This is a genomic window from Paenarthrobacter nitroguajacolicus (assembly GCF_051027655.1).
Classification (GTDB): Bacteria; Actinomycetota; Actinomycetes; order Actinomycetales; family Micrococcaceae; genus Arthrobacter; species Arthrobacter nitroguajacolicus.
This window is the reverse complement of record NZ_CP073234.1, coordinates 39,456-56,981: the sequence shown is the minus strand read 5'-3', so window position 1 is coordinate 56,981 and position 17,526 is coordinate 39,456. Positions and strand designations below refer to the sequence as shown.

The 17,526-nt window shown below is 62.4% G+C and carries 16 protein-coding genes; 7 read left to right on the top strand and 9 right to left on the bottom strand.

Annotated elements, in window-relative coordinates; translation table 11 throughout:
- Positions 1-5: 5 nt before the first annotated feature.
- The gene (locus KCX59_RS00280; protein WP_179018045.1) at positions 6-827 is read right to left on the bottom strand and encodes an alpha/beta hydrolase fold domain-containing protein; all 822 of its coding nucleotides are present in this window, start codon (positions 825-827) and stop codon (positions 6-8) included.
- Positions 828-937: 110 nt separating this feature from the next.
- Between KCX59_RS00280 and KCX59_RS00275 the strand changes: the two genes are divergently transcribed.
- The 3 genes from KCX59_RS00275 (at position 938) to KCX59_RS00265 (ending at position 4,724) form a co-directional block, all read left to right on the top strand.
- On the top strand, positions 938-2,044 hold the full coding sequence (locus KCX59_RS00275; protein WP_179018044.1) for a GTP pyrophosphokinase: 1,107 nt from the start codon (positions 938-940) through the stop codon (positions 2,042-2,044).
- Between the two features lie 23 nt (positions 2,045-2,067).
- Positions 2,068-3,564, top strand: coding sequence for a SulP family inorganic anion transporter (locus KCX59_RS00270; protein WP_179018043.1), 1,497 nt, complete (start codon positions 2,068-2,070; stop codon positions 3,562-3,564).
- 164 nt (positions 3,565-3,728) lie between these two features.
- Positions 3,729-4,724: a bile acid:sodium symporter family protein gene (locus KCX59_RS00265; RefSeq protein ID WP_178994718.1), complete on the top strand. Its 996-nt coding sequence runs from the start codon at positions 3,729-3,731 to the stop codon at positions 4,722-4,724.
- Here the strand turns inward: KCX59_RS00265 and KCX59_RS00260 are convergent, their stop codons facing one another.
- Complete coding sequence (locus KCX59_RS00260) at positions 4,725-5,729, bottom strand: LacI family DNA-binding transcriptional regulator (protein ID WP_178994716.1); 1,005 nt, start codon at positions 5,727-5,729, stop codon at positions 4,725-4,727. It lies immediately after the preceding gene.
- 128 nt (positions 5,730-5,857) lie between these two features.
- On the opposite strand from KCX59_RS00260, the gene KCX59_RS00255 reads away from it, so the two are divergent.
- Positions 5,858-7,111: a D-arabinono-1,4-lactone oxidase gene (locus KCX59_RS00255; RefSeq protein WP_179018042.1), complete on the top strand. Its 1,254-nt coding sequence runs from the start codon at positions 5,858-5,860 to the stop codon at positions 7,109-7,111.
- Between the two features lie 2 nt (positions 7,112-7,113).
- Here KCX59_RS00255 and KCX59_RS00250 read toward each other — a convergent pair whose 3' ends face one another.
- Genes KCX59_RS00250 through KCX59_RS00235 form a run of 4 tightly spaced genes read right to left on the bottom strand, consistent with a single transcriptional unit; the run spans position 7,114 to position 12,728 of the window.
- Positions 7,114-8,877, bottom strand: a complete 1,764-nt coding sequence (locus tag KCX59_RS00250) for an acetyl/propionyl/methylcrotonyl-CoA carboxylase subunit alpha (RefSeq protein WP_179018041.1) — start codon at positions 8,875-8,877, stop codon at positions 7,114-7,116.
- Between the two features lie 7 nt (positions 8,878-8,884).
- The gene (locus KCX59_RS00245; protein WP_179018040.1) at positions 8,885-10,567 is read right to left on the bottom strand and encodes a 5-oxoprolinase/urea amidolyase family protein; all 1,683 of its coding nucleotides are present in this window, start codon (positions 10,565-10,567) and stop codon (positions 8,885-8,887) included.
- Positions 10,568-10,573: 6 nt separating this feature from the next.
- Positions 10,574-11,923: an MFS transporter gene (locus KCX59_RS00240; RefSeq protein WP_178994708.1), complete on the bottom strand. Its 1,350-nt coding sequence runs from the start codon at positions 11,921-11,923 to the stop codon at positions 10,574-10,576.
- A gap of 46 nt (positions 11,924-11,969) precedes the next feature.
- Positions 11,970-12,728, bottom strand: a complete 759-nt coding sequence (locus KCX59_RS00235) for a LamB/YcsF family protein (protein ID WP_179018039.1) — start codon at positions 12,726-12,728, stop codon at positions 11,970-11,972.
- A gap of 109 nt (positions 12,729-12,837) precedes the next feature.
- Here KCX59_RS00235 and KCX59_RS00230 point away from each other — a divergent pair, with 109 nt between their 5' ends.
- A complete protein-coding gene (locus tag KCX59_RS00230) occupies positions 12,838-13,536 on the top strand; it encodes a GntR family transcriptional regulator (RefSeq protein ID WP_178994704.1) in 699 nt (232 codons plus the stop codon).
- On the opposite strand, the gene KCX59_RS00225 is transcribed toward KCX59_RS00230, so the two are convergent.
- Complete coding sequence (locus KCX59_RS00225; protein ID WP_179018038.1) at positions 13,537-14,262, bottom strand: LysR family substrate-binding domain-containing protein; 726 nt, start codon at positions 14,260-14,262, stop codon at positions 13,537-13,539.
- Positions 14,263-14,295: 33 nt separating this feature from the next.
- Here KCX59_RS00225 and KCX59_RS00220 point away from each other — a divergent pair, with 33 nt between their 5' ends.
- Complete coding sequence (locus tag KCX59_RS00220; RefSeq protein ID WP_062072297.1) at positions 14,296-14,745, top strand: DUF5997 family protein; 450 nt, start codon at positions 14,296-14,298, stop codon at positions 14,743-14,745.
- Positions 14,746-14,813: 68 nt separating this feature from the next.
- Here KCX59_RS00220 and KCX59_RS00215 read toward each other — a convergent pair whose 3' ends face one another.
- The gene (locus KCX59_RS00215; RefSeq protein WP_178994700.1) at positions 14,814-15,197 is read right to left on the bottom strand and encodes a VOC family protein; all 384 of its coding nucleotides are present in this window, start codon (positions 15,195-15,197) and stop codon (positions 14,814-14,816) included.
- A 168-nt stretch (positions 15,198-15,365) separates the two neighbouring features.
- On the opposite strand from KCX59_RS00215, the gene KCX59_RS00210 reads away from it, so the two are divergent.
- Positions 15,366-15,929, top strand: coding sequence for a hypothetical protein (locus KCX59_RS00210; protein WP_179018037.1), 564 nt, complete (start codon positions 15,366-15,368; stop codon positions 15,927-15,929).
- A 68-nt stretch (positions 15,930-15,997) separates the two neighbouring features.
- Here the strand turns inward: KCX59_RS00210 and KCX59_RS00205 are convergent, their stop codons facing one another.
- Positions 15,998-17,503 carry an APC family permease gene (locus KCX59_RS00205; protein ID WP_179018036.1) on the bottom strand — a complete coding sequence of 502 codons (1,506 nt, stop codon included), beginning with the start codon at positions 17,501-17,503 and terminating at the stop codon, positions 15,998-16,000.
- Positions 17,504-17,526: the final 23 nt, after the last annotated feature.

The window sequence follows — 17,526 nt, the reverse complement described above, 5'->3', positions numbered from 1 at the left end:
ACAGATTACGCGAGCAGCCGTTGCACCAGTTCACGGCATTTCTTGTACGCCACGGCCTTGGGGTCGATGAGGTCGAAGTGGTCGCCAGGGACGCGCAGCAACTGGGCCGCACTTCCTGCCGCCGTTGCCGCCGCGACGTACGCTTCGGACTGGCTCGCAGGAACATCCTCATCGTCTGTGGCGTGCACGGCATAGACGGGAACATCAATGGGCAGTGAGCTCATGGGGTCGGCGTATTTATGCCGTTTGGGGAATCTATGGGAATCCCCGCCCATGAGGTTGCAGACGGCGCCGTTGCTGAGGTTAAGCTTCTCTGCCGCGGCAAGATTCAAGAGGCCGGACTGACTGACGACGCCGGTCAGGTGGACGGCGTTATCCTCAGGGCTGCGCTGGAGTTGACGATCGGCGTCGGGCGTTCCAATATCCGAAAGCCGCTGCCGGCCCGCAGCCCAGACAGCCAAGTGGCCGCCGGCCGAGTGACCGAGCGCCACTACTTTGCCAAGTTGAAGGTCGTGGTCACCCGCGATCTCGGACAGATGGTCGATGCCGGCCAGGATGTCCTCGAAAGTATGGGGCCAACCACCACCATTACCGGCCCGCCGGTACTCGAGGTTCCAGGCGGTAATACCGTGCGCTGCGAGGTCGCGCGCCAATGGCTCACCGAGCTCAGCGCCGTACTGTGAGCGCCAATATCCGCCATGGATCACAACGGCGATTCCACCGGCGACGCTGGACGCGCCGCGATGGTTTCCGTTGGACGGTTCAGGTATGAAGAGTTCGCCCCACTGACTGGGGTGTTCGCCGTAGCTGTACTTGTGCCGCAACATTGCGCCCTCCTTTGTACTGAGCCTATCGTGACGTTTCGGAAGTTTGGCTAGAGGCACCCCGACGGCGGGTGGCTCAGTTGAGTGTCGGACCCGCCCCGTAAGCTGGGGGCATGGCAAGCAATTGGGACAGCCTGGACCAGGCTCAGCGCGACGCAGTGGATGCGAACGTGGCGCTCTATGAGCGTGTTCGCCCCGCCCTGAAGCGGGTCACACGCGATGTGCTGCTCACTTTGCGTGACATGTTGAACGACGCAGAGGTCACCCCTTTGTTTGTCACGGGACGGACCAAAACGGTCGAGTCGTTCCGCGAAAAGATTTCCCGTACGGATGATCCCTTGGAGCCGGGTGGGCCGCGTGTGCTCAAGTTTCCGGACCCGTTCCGCACCTTGAACGACATGGTGGGCATCCGCGTCATCACCAAGCTACCCGCGGAAAACGCTGCGGTGGCCAACATCATCAAGCGCCAGCGGCAACTCTTCGATTGCCGTGGCGACCGCGAGAAGGACATCGGCTCCATTGAGTCAGGAACCTATGGCTATTCCAGCCGGCACCTCATTCTGCGTACCATCCAGAACGAGGCCGTGAAGGAATACCAGCACGTCTTCAACCCGGAGATGCCTGCCAATGGCAGCTATTTCTTCGAGTGCCAGATCCGTACCGTGTTTGCGCACGCCTGGAGCGAGATCGAGCACGATATTCGCTTTAAGGCGGAAGACCCGCGGGCCTGGACACCGCATTTCGACCGCCAGTTCACGGCCACCGCGGCCATGTTGGAAACCGTGGAGAGCGCCTTCGCCGATCTTCACGAACGCTACGAGGAAGTCCGCGGCTACTGGGATCTCGAGGGCGGTGGCGGCATGCCGTTGACACCCAACCGGGTCCGGGACGTCTGGCGTACGCTTCTGCCGCACGTTGACCGTAAAGTTGATGACGACTGGGGATGGGCTGCCGAATTGCTCGCCGCCCACGGACTCACCAAGACCGTGGAGCTTGCGGGTCTGCTGAGCGCCAACCGCATCACCGAGGTCCGAAAGGCCCTGGACCACCGCTACTCCCCCGGCCCGGACCGCCTCCTGGATGACCTTCTGCTGTGGCAGTACGGAACCGAACACATTGATCTCACCGCTGAGGCGCCCGACGTCGTCCCGCACCCGCGGCGCGACAGCCTCCAGCGGCGCCTTAAGCAGATTGAGCGCTACCGACAGACTGCGCCCTAGGACAACTGCACCTGTAAGGACCCATGACTCCCGAGCAACTCATGTCACTGCGGGCGACCTTCCGCTCGCCCCGCCGCCTGCTGACGGAATCCCTTGCGGGACTCGTGGTGGCTTTGGCTTTGATCCCCGAGGCGATCGCGTTCTCGGTGATCGCCGGGGTGGATCCGCGCATCGGCCTCTTCGCGTCCTTCACCATGGGCGTGGTCACTGCCATTGTGGGCGGGCGGCCGGCCATGATCTCCGCGGCCACCGGTGCCGTGGCCTTGGTAATCGCACCGGTGATGAAAGAACACGGGCTGGATTATCTGATTGCCACGATCATCCTGGCGGGTGTTTTCCAGATCGTCCTGGCAGTCCTGGGCGTTACCAAGCTGATGCGTTTCATCCCGAGGTCCGTCATGATCGGCTTCGTGAACGCCTTGGCCATCCTGGTGTTTATGTCCCAGATGCCCGAGCTCTTTAACGTGCCGTGGATTGTCTATCCGATTGTCATTGTGGGCTTGGTGATCGTGTTCGGGCTGCCCCGCATCACCGCGGCCATTCCTGCACCGTTGGTGGCAATCGTGGCCATCACCCTGGTTACCGTGCTCGGAAATATCGATGTTCCGACAGTCAGCGACAAGGGAGAACTCCCCGATAGCCTGCCCGGATTCTTCCTGCCGAACGTTCCCCTGAACCTGGAGACGTTCCAGATCATTGCGCCCTTCGCCCTGTCCATGGCGCTGGTGGGCCTGCTCGAATCGCTGATGACAGCCAAGCTGGTGGACGACATCACGGACACACGTTCCAACAAGACGCGCGTTTCCTGGGGCCAGGGTGCCGCGAACATTGTCACGGGCTTCCTTGGTGGTCTGGGTGGTTGCGCAGTAATCGGCCAAACCATGATCAACGTCAAGGGCTCAGGGGCTCGCAGCCGGCTCTCCACGTTCCTGGCCGGCGTGTTCCTGCTGGTACTGGTGGTGGTCTTGGGCGATGTTGTGGGCCAGATCCCCATGGCGGCTCTCGTGGCCGTGATGATCTTCGTATCGCTGATCACCTTCGACTGGCACTCCGTCCGAATCTCAACGCTCAAGCGTCTGCCGAAGTCCGAGACCGCGGTCATGCTCATCACCGTTGCCGCCGTGGTGGCGACGCACAACCTCGCGGTGGGTGTCGGCGTCGGCGTCTTGACCGCCATGGTGCTGTTTGCTCGTCGGGTGGCCCACTTCGCAACTGTGGAACGAACGGAACTCGAGCTCAACGGCGAAGTTGTCGCGACGTACACAGTGGACGGTGAATTGTTCTTTGCTTCGTCCAATGACCTGTACACGCAGTTCGACTACGCGAAAGATTCCGCAGAAGGCATAGATCGAGTGATCATCGATCTGCATGGCTCGCACATCTGGGATGCCTCCACGGTGGCAGTGCTGGATTCCGTGACCGAGAAGTACCGAAATCACGGCCGTGAGGTGGAGTTCATAGGGCTCAACGAGGCCAGCATTCGTATGCGCGAACGGCTGACCGGCAAGCTCAACTCCTGACCCCATTCCGCAGACCCAACTAGGTAACAGCACACGTTCCAATGAACTCTCAGTGGCGCGTTTACTGTTACCTAGTTGGGTACGAGCAGCGGTCATCTGACATATACGCTCCCCTGCAAGTAAAGAATTAGTGGCGGCCACAGTGCGGGTGTGAGCATGGATGAATGCTTGAGGCAACCAATTCACCAGTGAAAACCGAAGAACCCACTGCGCCCGTCAATGCAGCGCTTGCAGCTGAAGCCAAGATTGCGCGTATCGCGGTCACAGTGTTCCCGCTGTTGGTGGTGGTTGCAGGCATCCTCGGATTCCTGATTCCGGACCTCTTCAAACCGATGGGCGTCGCGGTTCCCTACCTGCTTGGCGTCATTATGTTCTGTATGGGCCTCACGCTGACCCCGCCGGACTTCGCTTCGGTGGCCCGGCGTCCGTGGGCTGTGGCCCTCGGCATCGTGGCGCATTATGTGATCATGCCCGGCGCTGGGTGGCTCATTGCCGTGCTCCTGCAGTTGCCACCCGAGCTGGCCGTTGGGCTGATCCTCGTCGGCTGTGCGCCCTCCGGCACCGCTTCGAACGTCATGGCATTCCTGGCCAAGGGCGACGTTGCTCTGTCTGTAGCTGTTGCCTCGGTCTCCACCTTGATCGCGCCGATCGTGACCCCCGCGCTGACTCTCTTCCTGGCCGGGTCCTTCCTCCACATCGATGCCGGCGCCATGGTGTTGGACATCGTGAAGACCGTGCTGCTGCCGGTGATCGCAGGGCTCGTGGCCCGACTCTTTCTTTCGAAGCTGGTCGCAAAGGTTCTCCCGGCTCTTCCGTGGGCGTCCGCCGTCGTGATTTCACTGATCGTGGCGATCGTCGTGGCCGGTAGCGCCAGCAAGATCGTTGCCGCGGGCGCGATTGTGTTCCTGGCGGTAGTCCTCCACAACGGTTTCGGCCTGGGCCTCGGGTACTTGGCAGGCAAGCTCGGCCGTCTGGACGACAAAGCACGCCGCGCCTTGGCATTCGAGGTGGGAATGCAAAACTCGGGCCTTGCCGCGACATTGGCCACCGCACACTTCAGCCCCCTGGCAGCGCTGCCGTCGGCCGTGTTCTCGCTGTGGCACAACATCTCGGGTGCGATCGTGGCCGCTTGGCTGGCACGGCGTCCCCTGAAGGACTAGCTAGCCCTCCGTCGTGCCGCGGCGGTGCAGCTTCCACGGTGACGCAACCCGGATGCCCTCGGCCGGGGTGGTTCCCGTCAACCGGTCCAGCAGCATCCGGACAACCTGCTCGAAGATCGGGTCCGGCCCAACAGTCGTCAGAGCCGGATCGTAGTCTTGGCCCTCGGTGGAATTCCCGACGCCGACGATCTGGATGTCCTCGGGGACGCGGAGGCCAAGGCGGTAGGCGGCACGGATCGTCTGCAGCGCTTCCATGTCATCGGTGCAGAGGATGGCCGTGGGTCGGTCCGGGAGTTGGAGCAATTCCAGGGCGGACTGATAGGCAGTGGCCGGGCGGTGATGTGAGGTCCTAACCAAGGACGCGTCCAAGGGAATGCCCGCCTTCTCCAGCCCGGCTGCGTAGGCGGCAAAGCGGCTCTTGGGTCGCCCAGCCGGGTCAGCTCTCCGGATGCAGGCAACTCTGCGGTGCGACGTCGTGAGGAATTCCATGCAGTCCGCGAGCCCTGAGTCGGTCTCGGGAGCAAGGACATCGAACCCAGCAGGCTTCATGGTGCCTGAGATAACTACTTGGGCGACGCCCCGGCGGGCGAGTTCTGTGACGGTTTCATCCTCGGACTTTGCTTCAGGGAAGTAGCCAATGATGACGCCGTCGGCGCCCCCGGACATCATGAACTTCCGCCAGTCGTCGCCCAGCAGGATCACCGGTTGATAACCGTGCTGCGGCAGGATGTCGGCAGCGGCAGTGGCGAGTGCGCGATCCCATGGCCAGTCAAGGTTTCCGATTGCCACGGCAACCACGTCCGTTTTGCCGCGACGCATTCCCCGCGCGGCTTGATTGGGCACGTAACCCAGTTCCTTGACCGCTGCCAGAACCCGGTCCTGCGTGGGCTGGCTGATCCGGGTGGTGCCGCCATGACGGCCGGAAAGCACATAGGAGACAGTGGTCAGTGATACGTCCGCCGCCATCGCAACATCCCGGATGGTGGGTTTGGATCCCTTACTCACGTTGCGACTCCTGGTAGACAGCGGATTTCTTGAACTCTATCCGCAACCGCAGTGGACTCCCCTTGACGCAAATAGTTGTGAACGTTAACAATTGCGGAAGTCTATAAATACGAGCGGGAGATCATTCAATGAAGAACTGGGCAGGAAATCTTGAGTATTCGTCTGCGGACGTACAGCGGCCCACCACTGTGGAGCAGCTGCGCGAGCTTGTAGCCCAGGCAACGCGGATCAAGGCCCTGGGTTCCCGGCACTCCTTCAACACGGTCGCCGACACCGACGGTACCCACCTCCTGCTCGATGCCCTCCCCCAGGAAGTTGTTTTGGACGCCGCGAAGGGCACCGTCAAAGTCAGCGGTGGCATCAGCTACGGAGCCCTCGGCCGCGCGCTTGAGGAACAGGGATACGCCATCCACAACCTCGCCTCCCTCCCACACATCTCCGTCGCGGGTGCCATCCAAACCGGCACGCACGGCAGTGGAGTCAACAACCCCTCCCTGGCTGCCGCCGTCGTTAGTGTTGACCTGGTGCGCGCCTCCGGCGAGCTCGTCACCCTCACGGCGGACGACGACGAATTTCTCGCCAGCGTGGTGGGAATGGGCGCACTTGGCATCGTCACAGGGCTGGAGCTCGCCGTCCGGCCGAGCTATGAGGTACGACAGCGCGTGCTCACCAACTTGTCCTGGGAGGGCGCACTGGCGAACTTCCAGGCCATCGCTTCGAGTGCTTACAGTGTCAGCTTCTTCACCGATTACACCGGCGACACCATTCCCCAGGTTTGGCTGAAGGCACTGGACACTGAAGCTCCGCTGCCTGACCTGTTTGGGGCAACCGCTGCAACGGCTGCCATGCATCCCTTGCCGGACATGTCCGCGGAGAACTGCACCGAGCAGCTGGATGTGGCCGGCAAGTGGCTTGACCGTTTGCCGCACTTCCGCCACGAATTCACGCCCAGCAACGGCGAGGAGCTGCAAAGCGAGTTCCTCTTGCCGCTGGAACAGGCGCCGGCCGCGCTGCAGGCTGTCCGGGGACTGGCCGACAAGCTCGCACCGCTCCTGTTCGTCTCCGAAATCCGCACCGTGGCCGCTGATGAGTTCTGGGTTAGCCCCTTCTACCAGCAGCAAAGCGTGGCACTCCACTTCACGTGGAAGCCGCTGCAGGCCGAGGTAGAAGCGGTGCTCCCGGAGCTCGAGGAAGCCCTCCGTCCGTTCGGTGCGCGCCCGCACTGGGGCAAACTGTTCACGCCCAGTCAGTACGACTTCGCTTCTCTCTATCCGCGGTTCGAGGATTTCCGAGCTTTGGTTCAGGCCAATGACCCAAGTGGGAAGTTCCGCAATGAGCTGCTGGACGGCGTGCTGGGAATCTCCGCCGCGACGCACGCCTAGCGCTACTCGATGTGAGCCAGCACGGCGCCGGCAGTGACAACACCGCCGGGCTCTGACAACACCTCGGAGAGAGTGCCTGAACGGTGTGCCGAGACCTGGGTCTCCATCTTCATGGCCTCCAGTACCACCAAAGGATCCCCGGCTGCTACGTCAGTGCCGGGTTCCACCAGCCACTTCACTACGGTCCCGGCCATGCTGGAGACGAGGGCGGATTCTGCGGGAGAGTCGCCAGTGCCTGAGCCGGAACCCGGCGCATCGGTCGGAGTCGTAAAAGCAGGAATGCCCTGCCCTGAACGAGCCCAGCCGTCCAGGAGGTCCGCGGGAAGTCCTACGGCGAGCCGCTTGCCGTCCACATCAACGGTGATGGTGCGTCGCTCCCCTTCCGGGGCGACCACGTTGTATTCGGGGTCCACCGGGATCTGGTCTGCGAAGTCCGTCTCGATCCACCGGGTGTGAACCCGCATTCCGGCAACAGACGTGAAATCTTCGGACTCGAGGACTTCGCGGTGGAACGGCAGGACCGTCGCGAGCCCCCTGATATTGATTTCGGCCAGGGCACGCCGCGAGCGGCGAAGGGCCTGCTGCCGGTCAGCGCCAGTGACGATCAGCTTGGCCAGCAAAGAATCGAATTGCGGCGCGACAAACGAGCCCGAACGAACTCCGGTGTCTACGCGGATTCCCGGGCCCGTTGGCACCTCAAAGAGTTCCACTGTCCCCGGGGAGGGCAGGAAGCCGCGGCCCACGTCCTCAGCATTGATGCGGAACTCGAAGGAGTGTCCTCGGGCGACGGGATCTTCCGTAATGCTCAGTGGCAAGCCTGCAGCAATTCGGAACTGCTCTTGGACGAGGTCGATCCCTGCAGTTTCCTCAGTGATGGGGTGCTCAACCTGAAGGCGGGTGTTGACCTCAAGGAAGGCCACGGCTCCGTCAGCGGAGACCAGGAACTCCACGGTTCCGGCACCGTAATAGCCGGCTTCACGCACAATTGCTTTCGCACCGTCGTAAATTTGCTGGCGTTGCGTGTCACTGAGGAAGGGTGCGGGAGCCTCTTCCACGAGCTTCTGGTGGCGACGTTGGAGGGAGCAGTCGCGGGTGCCCACCACAACAACGTTACCGAGCTTGTCCGCGATGATCTGAGCTTCCACATGCCGAGGCCGGTCAAGGTACTGCTCCACGAAGCACTCGCCACGACCAAAGGCAGCCACTGCTTCCCGGACTGCAGAATCGAAGGCCTCTTCCACTTCGGCGAGCTCCCGAACCACCTTCAAACCCCGGCCGCCGCCGCCGAAAGCAGCCTTAATGGCAAGTGGAAGTCCATGTTCCTCCGCGAAGGCCCGGGCTTCCGCAGCCGAGGACACTGGTCCGTCGCTGCCCGCAACCAACGGAGCACCTGCACGGACAGCGATTTCGCGGGCCGTGATCTTGTTACCCAACTGGCGGATCGATTCCGGTGAGGGACCGATCCACTCAAGTCCGGCTTCGAGCACTGCTTGTGCAAAGTCCGCGTTCTCGGAAAGGAAACCGTACCCGGGGTGGACGGCGTCTGCGCCGGACTCCGCGGCAACGGCAAGCAGCTTCGCGATGTTCAAATAGGTGTCAGCCGGCGAGTTTCCGCCAAGGCTGAAGGCTTCGTCGGCAGCACCAACGTGCATGGCATCGGCATCGATGTCTGCGTAAACGGCGACTGAGAGGATGCCGGCGTCGTCACAGGCTCGGGCGACGCGGACAGCGATTTCGCCGCGGTTCGCGATCAGGACCTTGCGCATCAAATACTCACTTCTCTGGGGTCTTCGTAAAAGGCGTGATGAACTCTGGGGAATCCGGGACGAGCCGGAAGCGGATCTTTCCGCCAATGGGGACCTGCGCGGCGAGATCAAGGTGCTCGTCGCGCACCACGCCGATCACGGGGTATCCGCCGGTGATGGGGTGGTCCGCCAGGAAGAGCACGGGCAGCCCCGCGGGTGGGATCTGGAGCGCTCCCGCCATGGTGCCCTCGCTGGGAAGCTCACCCTGGCGGGTTCGCTTCAGCGGCGTGCCATCCAGTCGCATGCCCACACGGTTGGACTGCGGAGTGACCAGCCATTCCTGGCTGGAGAGGGAATCCAGGGCTTCCTGGTCGAACCAGTCGGCACGCGGCCCGGGAACGACGTCCAGCACCGTGACTCCGTCCCCCGGGAATTCAGGTTGCAACTCAGGACTGCCAACAGCCGTGGATGCCGTATTGCCACCCACGGGTAGGACCTGACTGACTACCAATGGTGCCGGGCCGATGCCGGACATCGTGTCCGCCGAGCGACTGCCCAGCACCTCAGGAACGTCCACGCCGCCGCGCATCGACACATAGTTCCGGAACCCCGACTCCGGAGCGCCCAAGGTGAGTACCTCGCCGTCGAGCAATGCGAAGGGTGCGGCCATCGGGGCGGATCGCTTCGCACCCGGCTGGACGTCGTCGTCGGCCCCGTCACCGGACTCAAACCACGACGGCGACTCGATAGTCAGCGTGGTCGGCGCACCTGTCACAGCAATTACCTGGTCGCCAACAGCTTCCACCGTGAGCCCGCCACTGACGGATTCGATGGCCGCGGCAGACGAAGCGTTACCGACAAGCCGGTTGGCCCGCCGCAACGATGCCCTGTCCAGCGCACCGGCAGCAGAGACACCTAGTGGACCGTAGCCTCGGCGCCCGAGATCTTGGATCAGGCTCTGCGCACCCGGATTGAGAATCCGAAGACCGGACTCAACGTGATGCTCCTTTTCGGGTTCACGCGCCGGGGCGTCACCGCTCGATGGTGCTTTAGCTGTCACCACTTCGCGGACGGCCCGGTACTGCACGCGATCGCCAGGACGAACCAATGCAGGTTGGGAACGGTCCAGATCCCACATCCGGGCCCCTGTCCGGCCGATCAGCTGCCAACCTCCAGGAGAACGGCGTGGGTAGACGGCGGAGTATTGTCCACCGAGAGCCACGGATCCGGCGGGCACCGCCGTGCGCGGTGAAGAGCGGCGGGGAACCGTGAGGGCCTCATTTTCACCCACCATGTAGCCAAAACCGGGTGCGAAGCCAGCAAAGGCCACTGTCCAGATTTGTCCCGTGTGCGCGGCTATGACGCCGTCCACGCTCAGCCCGGTGAGCTCCGCAACATCGGCGAGGTCGTCGCCGTCGTACACGGTATCGAAGACCACAAGACCAGAGTCGCTGGCGACCAGCGGAGCAAGCTCCAACTCCAGGAGCCGCGCACCAATGGCACGGGTTGCAGCCGCCGACTCGCCGACCACCATGACAGTTTCCGCGGCGGCCAGAACGTCCACTTGGCCGGGAAGCGGGGACTTGTAGAGCATGTCCTGAAGGGCAAGGACATCCTGCAGGCTGTTCAGTTCGGCCAGGACGGCACGGGTGCCGACGGGTCTAACAGAGCGAACCCTTTTCGCGGTGGCGGTTTGCATCACGGTTTCCATCTTTCGCTACGCCGCCGGCTGAGCGTGCGTCCCCTGCACCAAACGGACATCTTCTTCCGGCTTGGGGTCACGGCCGAGGAGCATGCCCACGATCGTGACAACAGCTGCGACGAGGATGTATACGGCGATCAGGTACCAGCCGCCGCCAGCGGCACCGTAGAGCGCTGTGAAGATGATGGGAGCAACGGCTCCACCGATCACACCAGCCAGGGTGTACGCCAAGGAACTGCCGGCATAGCGAAGGCGGGCCGGGAACTGCTCGGTGATGAATGCGGCCTGCGGGCCATACATGAAGGCGTGGAGTGCCAAGCCAATGACGGTACCGATGGTCAGCATGGCTACGGACTTGCCCTGAATCATCAGGAAGAACAGCGGGATATAGGCTGCGGTAGCAGCGGCCGCGATGCCGTAGACCCAGCGACGGTTGAAGCGGTCCGTCAGTGCACCTGCCGCCGGGATCAGGAACAGCTGGAAAGCCGAGCCGATCAGGATGGCGGACAGCACGTTGCCGGTGGTCATGCCCAGTTCTTTGGTTGCATAAACAGCGACGAACACCGTGAACAGGGCGTAAAGGATATCCGGGCAAACACGTGAGAGCGCTGCTGCCACCAAGGCCTTGGGCTGGGTGGTGAAGACTTCCTTGATGGGAGCCTTGGGACGATCTCCGTGGGCCTGGATGGCCTTGAAGACCGGCGTTTCCTCAAGCTTGAGTCGGATGACCAGGCCGAAGACCACCAAGAGTGCAGAGGCCAGGAAGGCTACGCGCCAGCCCCAGGAGAGGAAGGCCTCTTCGCTGAGGGAAGCGGCAAGGATGGCAAGAACGCCGTTGGCCATGAGGTTGCCGGCGGGCGGGCCGATCTGGGCCGCGGAGGACCAGAATCCGCGCTTGTTGGGGTCACCGAATTCGCTGGAAAGCAGCACTGCGCCGCCCCATTCGCCGCCAACGCCAATGCCCTGCGCCAAACGCAGCAGCACAAGGATGGTGGGTGCTGCGACTCCAATCACTGAGTAGTCAGGCAGTGCACCGATGAGGACCGTAGCCACGCCGATCAGGACGAGGGTGAAGACCAGAACGTACTTACGTCCGATCTTGTCGCCCAGGCGGCCGAAGATGACGCCACCAATCGGTCGGGCCAGGTAACCAACCGCGAAGGCTGAGAAGGACAGGAGCAACGCGACGAATTCGTCATTGCCCGGGAAGAAGATCTTGGGGAACACGAGGGCCGAGGCCACCGAGTAAATAGCGAAGTCGTAGTACTCAAGCGACGTGCCGGTGAGGCTGGCGACGTACGCCTTGATGGCACCGGGCGGCGGCTTCCTTGTCGCTGCCTTGGGTGCATTGTTGGTGCTGGTCATGATGTCCTCCGGGGGGATGAGGGATGGTGCGGGGAGCCCAAGTGGGCTAGAGGAACGAGCCGACTCCGACGCCGGCATCGCTCAGAGCAGACTTCACAGCGGTGGCCATCGCGACGGCACCGGGTGAGTCACCATGCACGCAGATACTCTCTGCGCGGATTTTCAGGAGGGAACCGTCGATGGTTCTGACGGCTTGTTCAGTGGCCATTCGCAGGACGTGCTCTGCTACTTCTGCTGGATCGTGCAACACGGCCCCTGCTTGGGAGCGCGAGACGAGCGTTCCGTCCGGGTTGTAAGCGCGGTCCGCGAATGCTTCGGAAACGCCCCGAAGGCCTGCTTCCTCCGCGAGGCGCAGGACCTCGGAACCGGGGAGGCCAAGAATCGGAAGGTTGGGGTCAACCGATTTCACGGCCTCCACCACAGCGCGGGCTTGGGCAGTGTGCTTGACGATCGCGTTGTAGAGGCCGCCATGCGGTTTCACGTACTGAACGCTGGCTCCCGTGGTGGCCGCCAACGCCTGCAGCGCGCCAATTTGATAAACCACGTCATCAGCCAGTTCCATGGGGTCGATGTCCATGAAGCGGCGGCCGAATCCAGCGAGGTCGCGGTAGCCGACATGGGCGCCAATAACGACGCCGGCCTTGGCCGCCTTTTCGCAGGTGCTGCGGATGACGCTGGGGTCGCCAGCATGGAATCCACACGCAACGTTGGCACTGGAGACGGACTCGAACATGGCTTCGTCATCGCCGAGTGTCCAGCGCCCGAAGGACTCGCCGACGTCGCTGTTCAAATCGATGATTGCCATGATGTGATCCCTGCCTCGTGATGTGCGTTACATCCAGCATGCACCATTTCGCCGGATTGTTCAACGATCCAGCGATCCTGATTTTCGGCAATCGTGTATTTTTGGTGTCATGGCCAGTGCAGATCAGGGAAGAAACGAACATGTTGGCCTTGATAGCGCGCGGGCCCGGGTACGGATGAAAGTTCCGTCCGTTGCCGAGAGGGTCGCCGAAGAACTGCGCTACCAGCTGGCCGAAGGTTTCCTTGTCCCGGGCGCCAAGCTGACGGAAGCCACCATTGCTGAGGATCTGGGCGTCTCCCGGAACACGGTCCGCGAAGCATTCGCCGAGCTGGCCGGGGAGCGGTTACTTCTCCGCCAGCCCAATAAGGGCGTTTTTGTAGCCACCCTCGAAGCAGGCGACATCCACGACGTTTACACGGTTCGCCGCGCCATAGAGGTCAGTTCTATCCGAACGGGTGGGTCCCCGGAGCGCATTGGCGCCGTCAGGGCCGCCGTCGAAGAAGGTAAGCGCGCGGCTGCAGCCAACGACAACGAGGGCCTGGGCAGCGCCAACCAGCATTTCCACGGGGCCATCGTCGCCTTGGCCGAGAGCAACCGGTTGAACACGATCATGGCGCAGATCCTGGCCGAAATGCGGCTCTACTTCCACAAGGCCACCATGAACGCCCACTTCTACAGCGATTGGCTGAAGGAAAATGAGCAGATCTGCTCAGCATTGGAAGCGGGCGAGCTGGAGCGTGCCGGGGACCTTCTCCTGGCCTACCTCAACCGTTCAGAGCAGCAACAAAGCGCCATCCACGGCGAGTAGTCAGCGTTTGCCCTTCTTGCGAGAACCCTTGCCGCGACCTTTGTCCGGGTTCGGGGCGTAGCGCTGCGCAACCGCGGGCTTCTTGGGCCCACCGCCACGACGATCAGGCTTGGGCTCCTTTTTGGGCTTTTCCTGCTGAGCCGAGGGTTGGCGCGAACTCTGGGCTGTCCGCCCGCGCACTATTCCTATGAACTCTTCGATCACCGGACTGTCGGTTCCAACCAGCCAGGCCAGGCCGATCTGTGTCCCCGGAGCCCCTGTCAGACGACGCATGACCGTGTCCTTCACGTTCAGGTGCCGCGCAACGGACATCGGCAAGATCGCCAACCCGGCGCCGGATGCGACCACCTGGAGGGCCATGTCCGGTCCGCCCATTTCGTCAATATCCAGGAAGTTCTCCTCGGCGAGGTCGTCCAGTGCAACTTCCTCAAACACCGAAATCTCGTGTCCTTTGGGAGCGACCACCACGGGCTGCTCTTCATACAAAGGGATAACGTTCAGGCCTTCGCGGTCCACGGGCAACCGAACGAAGCTGAGGTCAGCGGAACCGTCACGCAACACCGAAACCTGAGCGGCGTCGTCGGACATGAATGAGTGCAACGGGAAGTTAGGCATCCGTTCTTCCCACCGCCGGATCCATTTCCCAGGAGTCACACCGGCAACATAGGCGAAGCGGAGGCCGGCAAGGGGTTCGGTTGTTTCGGCGGAATCTTCAGCGTCTGGCACACACTCACAGTACCGGCCAGATACCCTTGAAGCATGACGTCCTCGAACTCCCAGTCCATGAAGCCGGCAACAGTTGCCAAGAAACTCGGCATCTACCTGCCCGCAACACCCCAGGAGTTCCAGGATTCGTCCATCTCCCGCGAGGAATTCGCCGAACTTCAGGCCAACCCGCCGGAGTGGCTCGCCGAACTGCGCCGCAACGGCCCCCACCCGCGCCCGGTAGTCGCGCACAAGCTCAACATCTCCATCAGCGGCCTCGCCCGCGGCGGCGTAGAGGATGCGCTCACGACGGCGGAAATCACCGAGCTGCTGCAGGCACCGCCGCAGTGGCTGGTCACCGAACGCGCCACACACGCTGCTGTCCGCTCCGAAGCGCAGCGCGTCAAGGACGAAGCTGCCAAGAAGGCCGCCACCAAGGAAGCAAGGGACAACGCCGCCGCAAAGCGTGATGCTCCGAAGACCTCCAAGCGCGATCACGCGTAGTTTTCACGAACTGTGGCCGGGACCTGCGTCCCGGCCACAGTTGTTTAAGGCCGGCGCTTAGAGCCGGGCTAGTCCTGGTGCAGCTGAACGAAGTTGCCACAGCCGTCGTCGAAGACTGCGCTGACGCCTGAAGGATCCTCCGAGGGTTCACCTTGGAACGTCACACCGGCGGCAAGCAAACGCTCGTACTCGGCCTGGACATCGGGCACCCCGAAGGTAATGGCAGCCAGGCCGGACTCGTGCAGGGCGTTCATGTAGTTCGAGGCAATGGGGTTATCGCTGGGCTCCAGCAGCAGGCCGGGTGAACTGCTGTTGTCCGCTCCGGGATCCTTGATGATGAAAAGGTTGTACTCGGGCATGGCCATCAAGGTCTCGAAGCCGAGCGTCTCCGTGTAGAAGACGTGGGCTGCTGCGGGGTCCTTGACATGGATGCTGCACATTTTCAGTCTCATGCTGCCAAGGCTACGCCCGGGGTACGACATCGTCCCGGGCAGAGGACACCCGCATCCGGACAATTCACCTTGTGCGCGCGGTGATGAATTGTCCCGTGGAAGGTGTCGCCCAAGCAGACACTGCCGCATACTGAATTCAAAGCAGCGAATTCGCCTGGAGGTGGTCCGATGCCCGCCATGATGCTCCTGTGGGGTGTAGCTCTGGTTCTTGCAACCGCAGCAACCACGTATGTCCTGCACAGGAAACTGACACACGGCCGCGGCCCGGAGCCGGACGGGCTCTTTTGGGACGTGTTCGGCGGGCTCGTCGTCATAGCGCCCGCCATTCTGGTCCCTGCCGTGCAATGGGCACCGGCCGGGCTCATCATGGTTTTCGTCGGCATCGCCACTGCGACAGGAACGCTGTTAAGCATCCGCAAAGTGGAGCGCATCCACGCAGCTGAGCCCCGCCGTCGCGCTGGTTTTCCGGATGACGCAGCCCGCCACGAAAGGATCCTGGAGCAGTGGCGCCAGTACGAGCTCGATCCTGCGCGGACCATCGATTTTCCAGCCATGACCGACGTCAGGACTGCCGAAACAGCGGCTCTTACGCGGGCCATGCGGGAGGCCGAGTACTGCAGGGTGACAGCTGGCACTGACTACCGCGCCGCCGTCGAACGCCTGGCCGAAGCCCTCGCCGCCGCCGAGCTCGCTGCGGGCGTCCCAACGGCCGCCCTCCCTGCGCCCAGATGACACTTAATGACCATCCCAGCGAGCAACATTGGCATTAAATGCCACCTCGGCGGGAGGCCGGGAGAAAACTACAGAACCTTGCCCTTGAAGAACTCAGGACGCAGGCGATACATCACCAACATGACCACCACGCCGAGCAAGATCACGCCCATTCCCAGCACGAACACCAGGCCCACGCCGCCAACTGACGAGCCCGAGCCATACTCCGGGTCCATCGAGTCCATGGCGGTCTTCACGAACATGACCAGCAGGATCACGCCTCCCAACAAAGGTGCCAGGAACTTGAAGAAGAACGGACGGACGCCACTAAACGCTGATGCCCGGAAGAACCAGACGCAGGCCAGGGCGGTGATGCCGTAGTAGAAGCAGATCATCATTCCCAAGGCGGTGATGGTGTCCCACAGCGCGTTCTCCGACACGGTCCGGGTGATCACGTAGAAACCGGCGGCAGCGATCGCAGCCGCGATGGTCGCGAAGCTGGGCGACTTGTAGGTGGGGCTGATACGGCCAAAGCGCGGCGAGATGGCACGGTAGTGACCCATGGCCAGCATGGTGCGGGCGGGTGAAACGAACGTCGACTGCAGGGACGCCGCCGAGCTGCTCAGAATGGCCAGCGACATGAGGATGGCGAACGGACCCATCACGGGACCGGCAAGCACGGCGAAGATACTGGCCTGGTTCTCCGGGTTGCCGGCACCCAATCCGGTCTCCCCCACGCCCGCGAAGGAGAGCGTAGCCAGTGCAATGGTCATGTAGATGATCACGATGACCAGCACAGTGATGGTCGCTGCCCGGCCCGGGGTCTTCTCGGGGTTCTTCGTCTCCTCGTTCATGGTGAGGGTGACGTCCCACCCCCAGTAAATGAAGATCGAGAGTGACACACCCGCGGCGAACGAGGAGAAGGAGTCCACGGCAAACGGGTTGAACCAGTCGGGCGAAATGGCGGTGGCGTCGAAGGCCGTCCCGTTGGATACGTGCACAAACGCTGAGACGGCGAACCAGCCGAGGACCAGCAGTTGGAAGGCCACCAGCACGTACTGGACGCCTTTGGTGGTCTCCATGCCGCGGTAGGAAATCCAGCACGCCAAGGCAATGAACACCAGCGTGGTGGCGATGTTCAGCGGCAGGATCTTGCTGAGCTCCCCTAGTTCCGGGTTACTGAAAATCTGCGCGAGCATCAGGTAGAAGAAGTCCACGGCGACGGCGGCGAGGTTGGATAGCACGATGATGGTTGCCGCGATCAGCCCCCAGCCACCCATCCAGCCGATCCATGGACCAAAAGCGCGCGTCGCCCACGTAAAGGAGGTGCCGGCGTCGGGCATTGCGTTGTTCAGTTCGCGATAGCCGAGCGCTACCAGCAGCATGGGGATGAAGCCCACCAGGAAGATGGCGGGCAGATGGACGCCAACCTCGGACACGGTGGGGCCCAAGGCAGCTGTAAGCGTGTAAGCGGGTGCGATGCAGGAAACACCAATCACGACGGCGCCGATCAGGCCCACCGATCCGGCTTTCAGCCCCTTTTCACTCAGGGATGGTGTTTCTTTCGACTGGACCGTCTTTGGTGCAGTTGACATGGGTTTTGCCTCTCAGGCGATTG

Bases quoted from the DNA above. Each gene is read 5' to 3' on its own strand.
- KCX59_RS00280 (WP_179018045.1), bottom strand. From the start codon at position 827: ATGTTGCGGCACAAGTACAGCTACGGCGAACACCCCAGTCAGTGGGGC.
- KCX59_RS00275 (WP_179018044.1), top strand. From the start codon at position 938: ATGGCAAGCAATTGGGACAGCCTGGACCAGGCTCAGCGCGACGCAGTG.
- KCX59_RS00270 (WP_179018043.1), top strand. From the start codon at position 2,068: ATGACTCCCGAGCAACTCATGTCACTGCGGGCGACCTTCCGCTCGCCC.
- KCX59_RS00265 (WP_178994718.1), top strand. From the start codon at position 3,729: ATGCTTGAGGCAACCAATTCACCAGTGAAAACCGAAGAACCCACTGCG.
- KCX59_RS00255 (WP_179018042.1), top strand. From the start codon at position 5,858: ATGAAGAACTGGGCAGGAAATCTTGAGTATTCGTCTGCGGACGTACAG.
- KCX59_RS00250 (WP_179018041.1), bottom strand. From the start codon at position 8,877: ATGCGCAAGGTCCTGATCGCGAACCGCGGCGAAATCGCTGTCCGCGTC.
- KCX59_RS00245 (WP_179018040.1), bottom strand. From the start codon at position 10,567: ATGGAAACCGTGATGCAAACCGCCACCGCGAAAAGGGTTCGCTCTGTT.
- KCX59_RS00240 (WP_178994708.1), bottom strand. From the start codon at position 11,923: ATGACCAGCACCAACAATGCACCCAAGGCAGCGACAAGGAAGCCGCCG.
- KCX59_RS00235 (WP_179018039.1), bottom strand. From the start codon at position 12,728: ATGGCAATCATCGATTTGAACAGCGACGTCGGCGAGTCCTTCGGGCGC.
- KCX59_RS00230 (WP_178994704.1), top strand. From the start codon at position 12,838: ATGGCCAGTGCAGATCAGGGAAGAAACGAACATGTTGGCCTTGATAGC.
- KCX59_RS00220 (WP_062072297.1), top strand. From the start codon at position 14,296: ATGACGTCCTCGAACTCCCAGTCCATGAAGCCGGCAACAGTTGCCAAG.
- KCX59_RS00215 (WP_178994700.1), bottom strand. From the start codon at position 15,197: ATGAGACTGAAAATGTGCAGCATCCATGTCAAGGACCCCGCAGCAGCC.
- KCX59_RS00210 (WP_179018037.1), top strand. From the start codon at position 15,366: ATGCCCGCCATGATGCTCCTGTGGGGTGTAGCTCTGGTTCTTGCAACC.
- KCX59_RS00205 (WP_179018036.1), bottom strand. From the start codon at position 17,503: ATGTCAACTGCACCAAAGACGGTCCAGTCGAAAGAAACACCATCCCTG.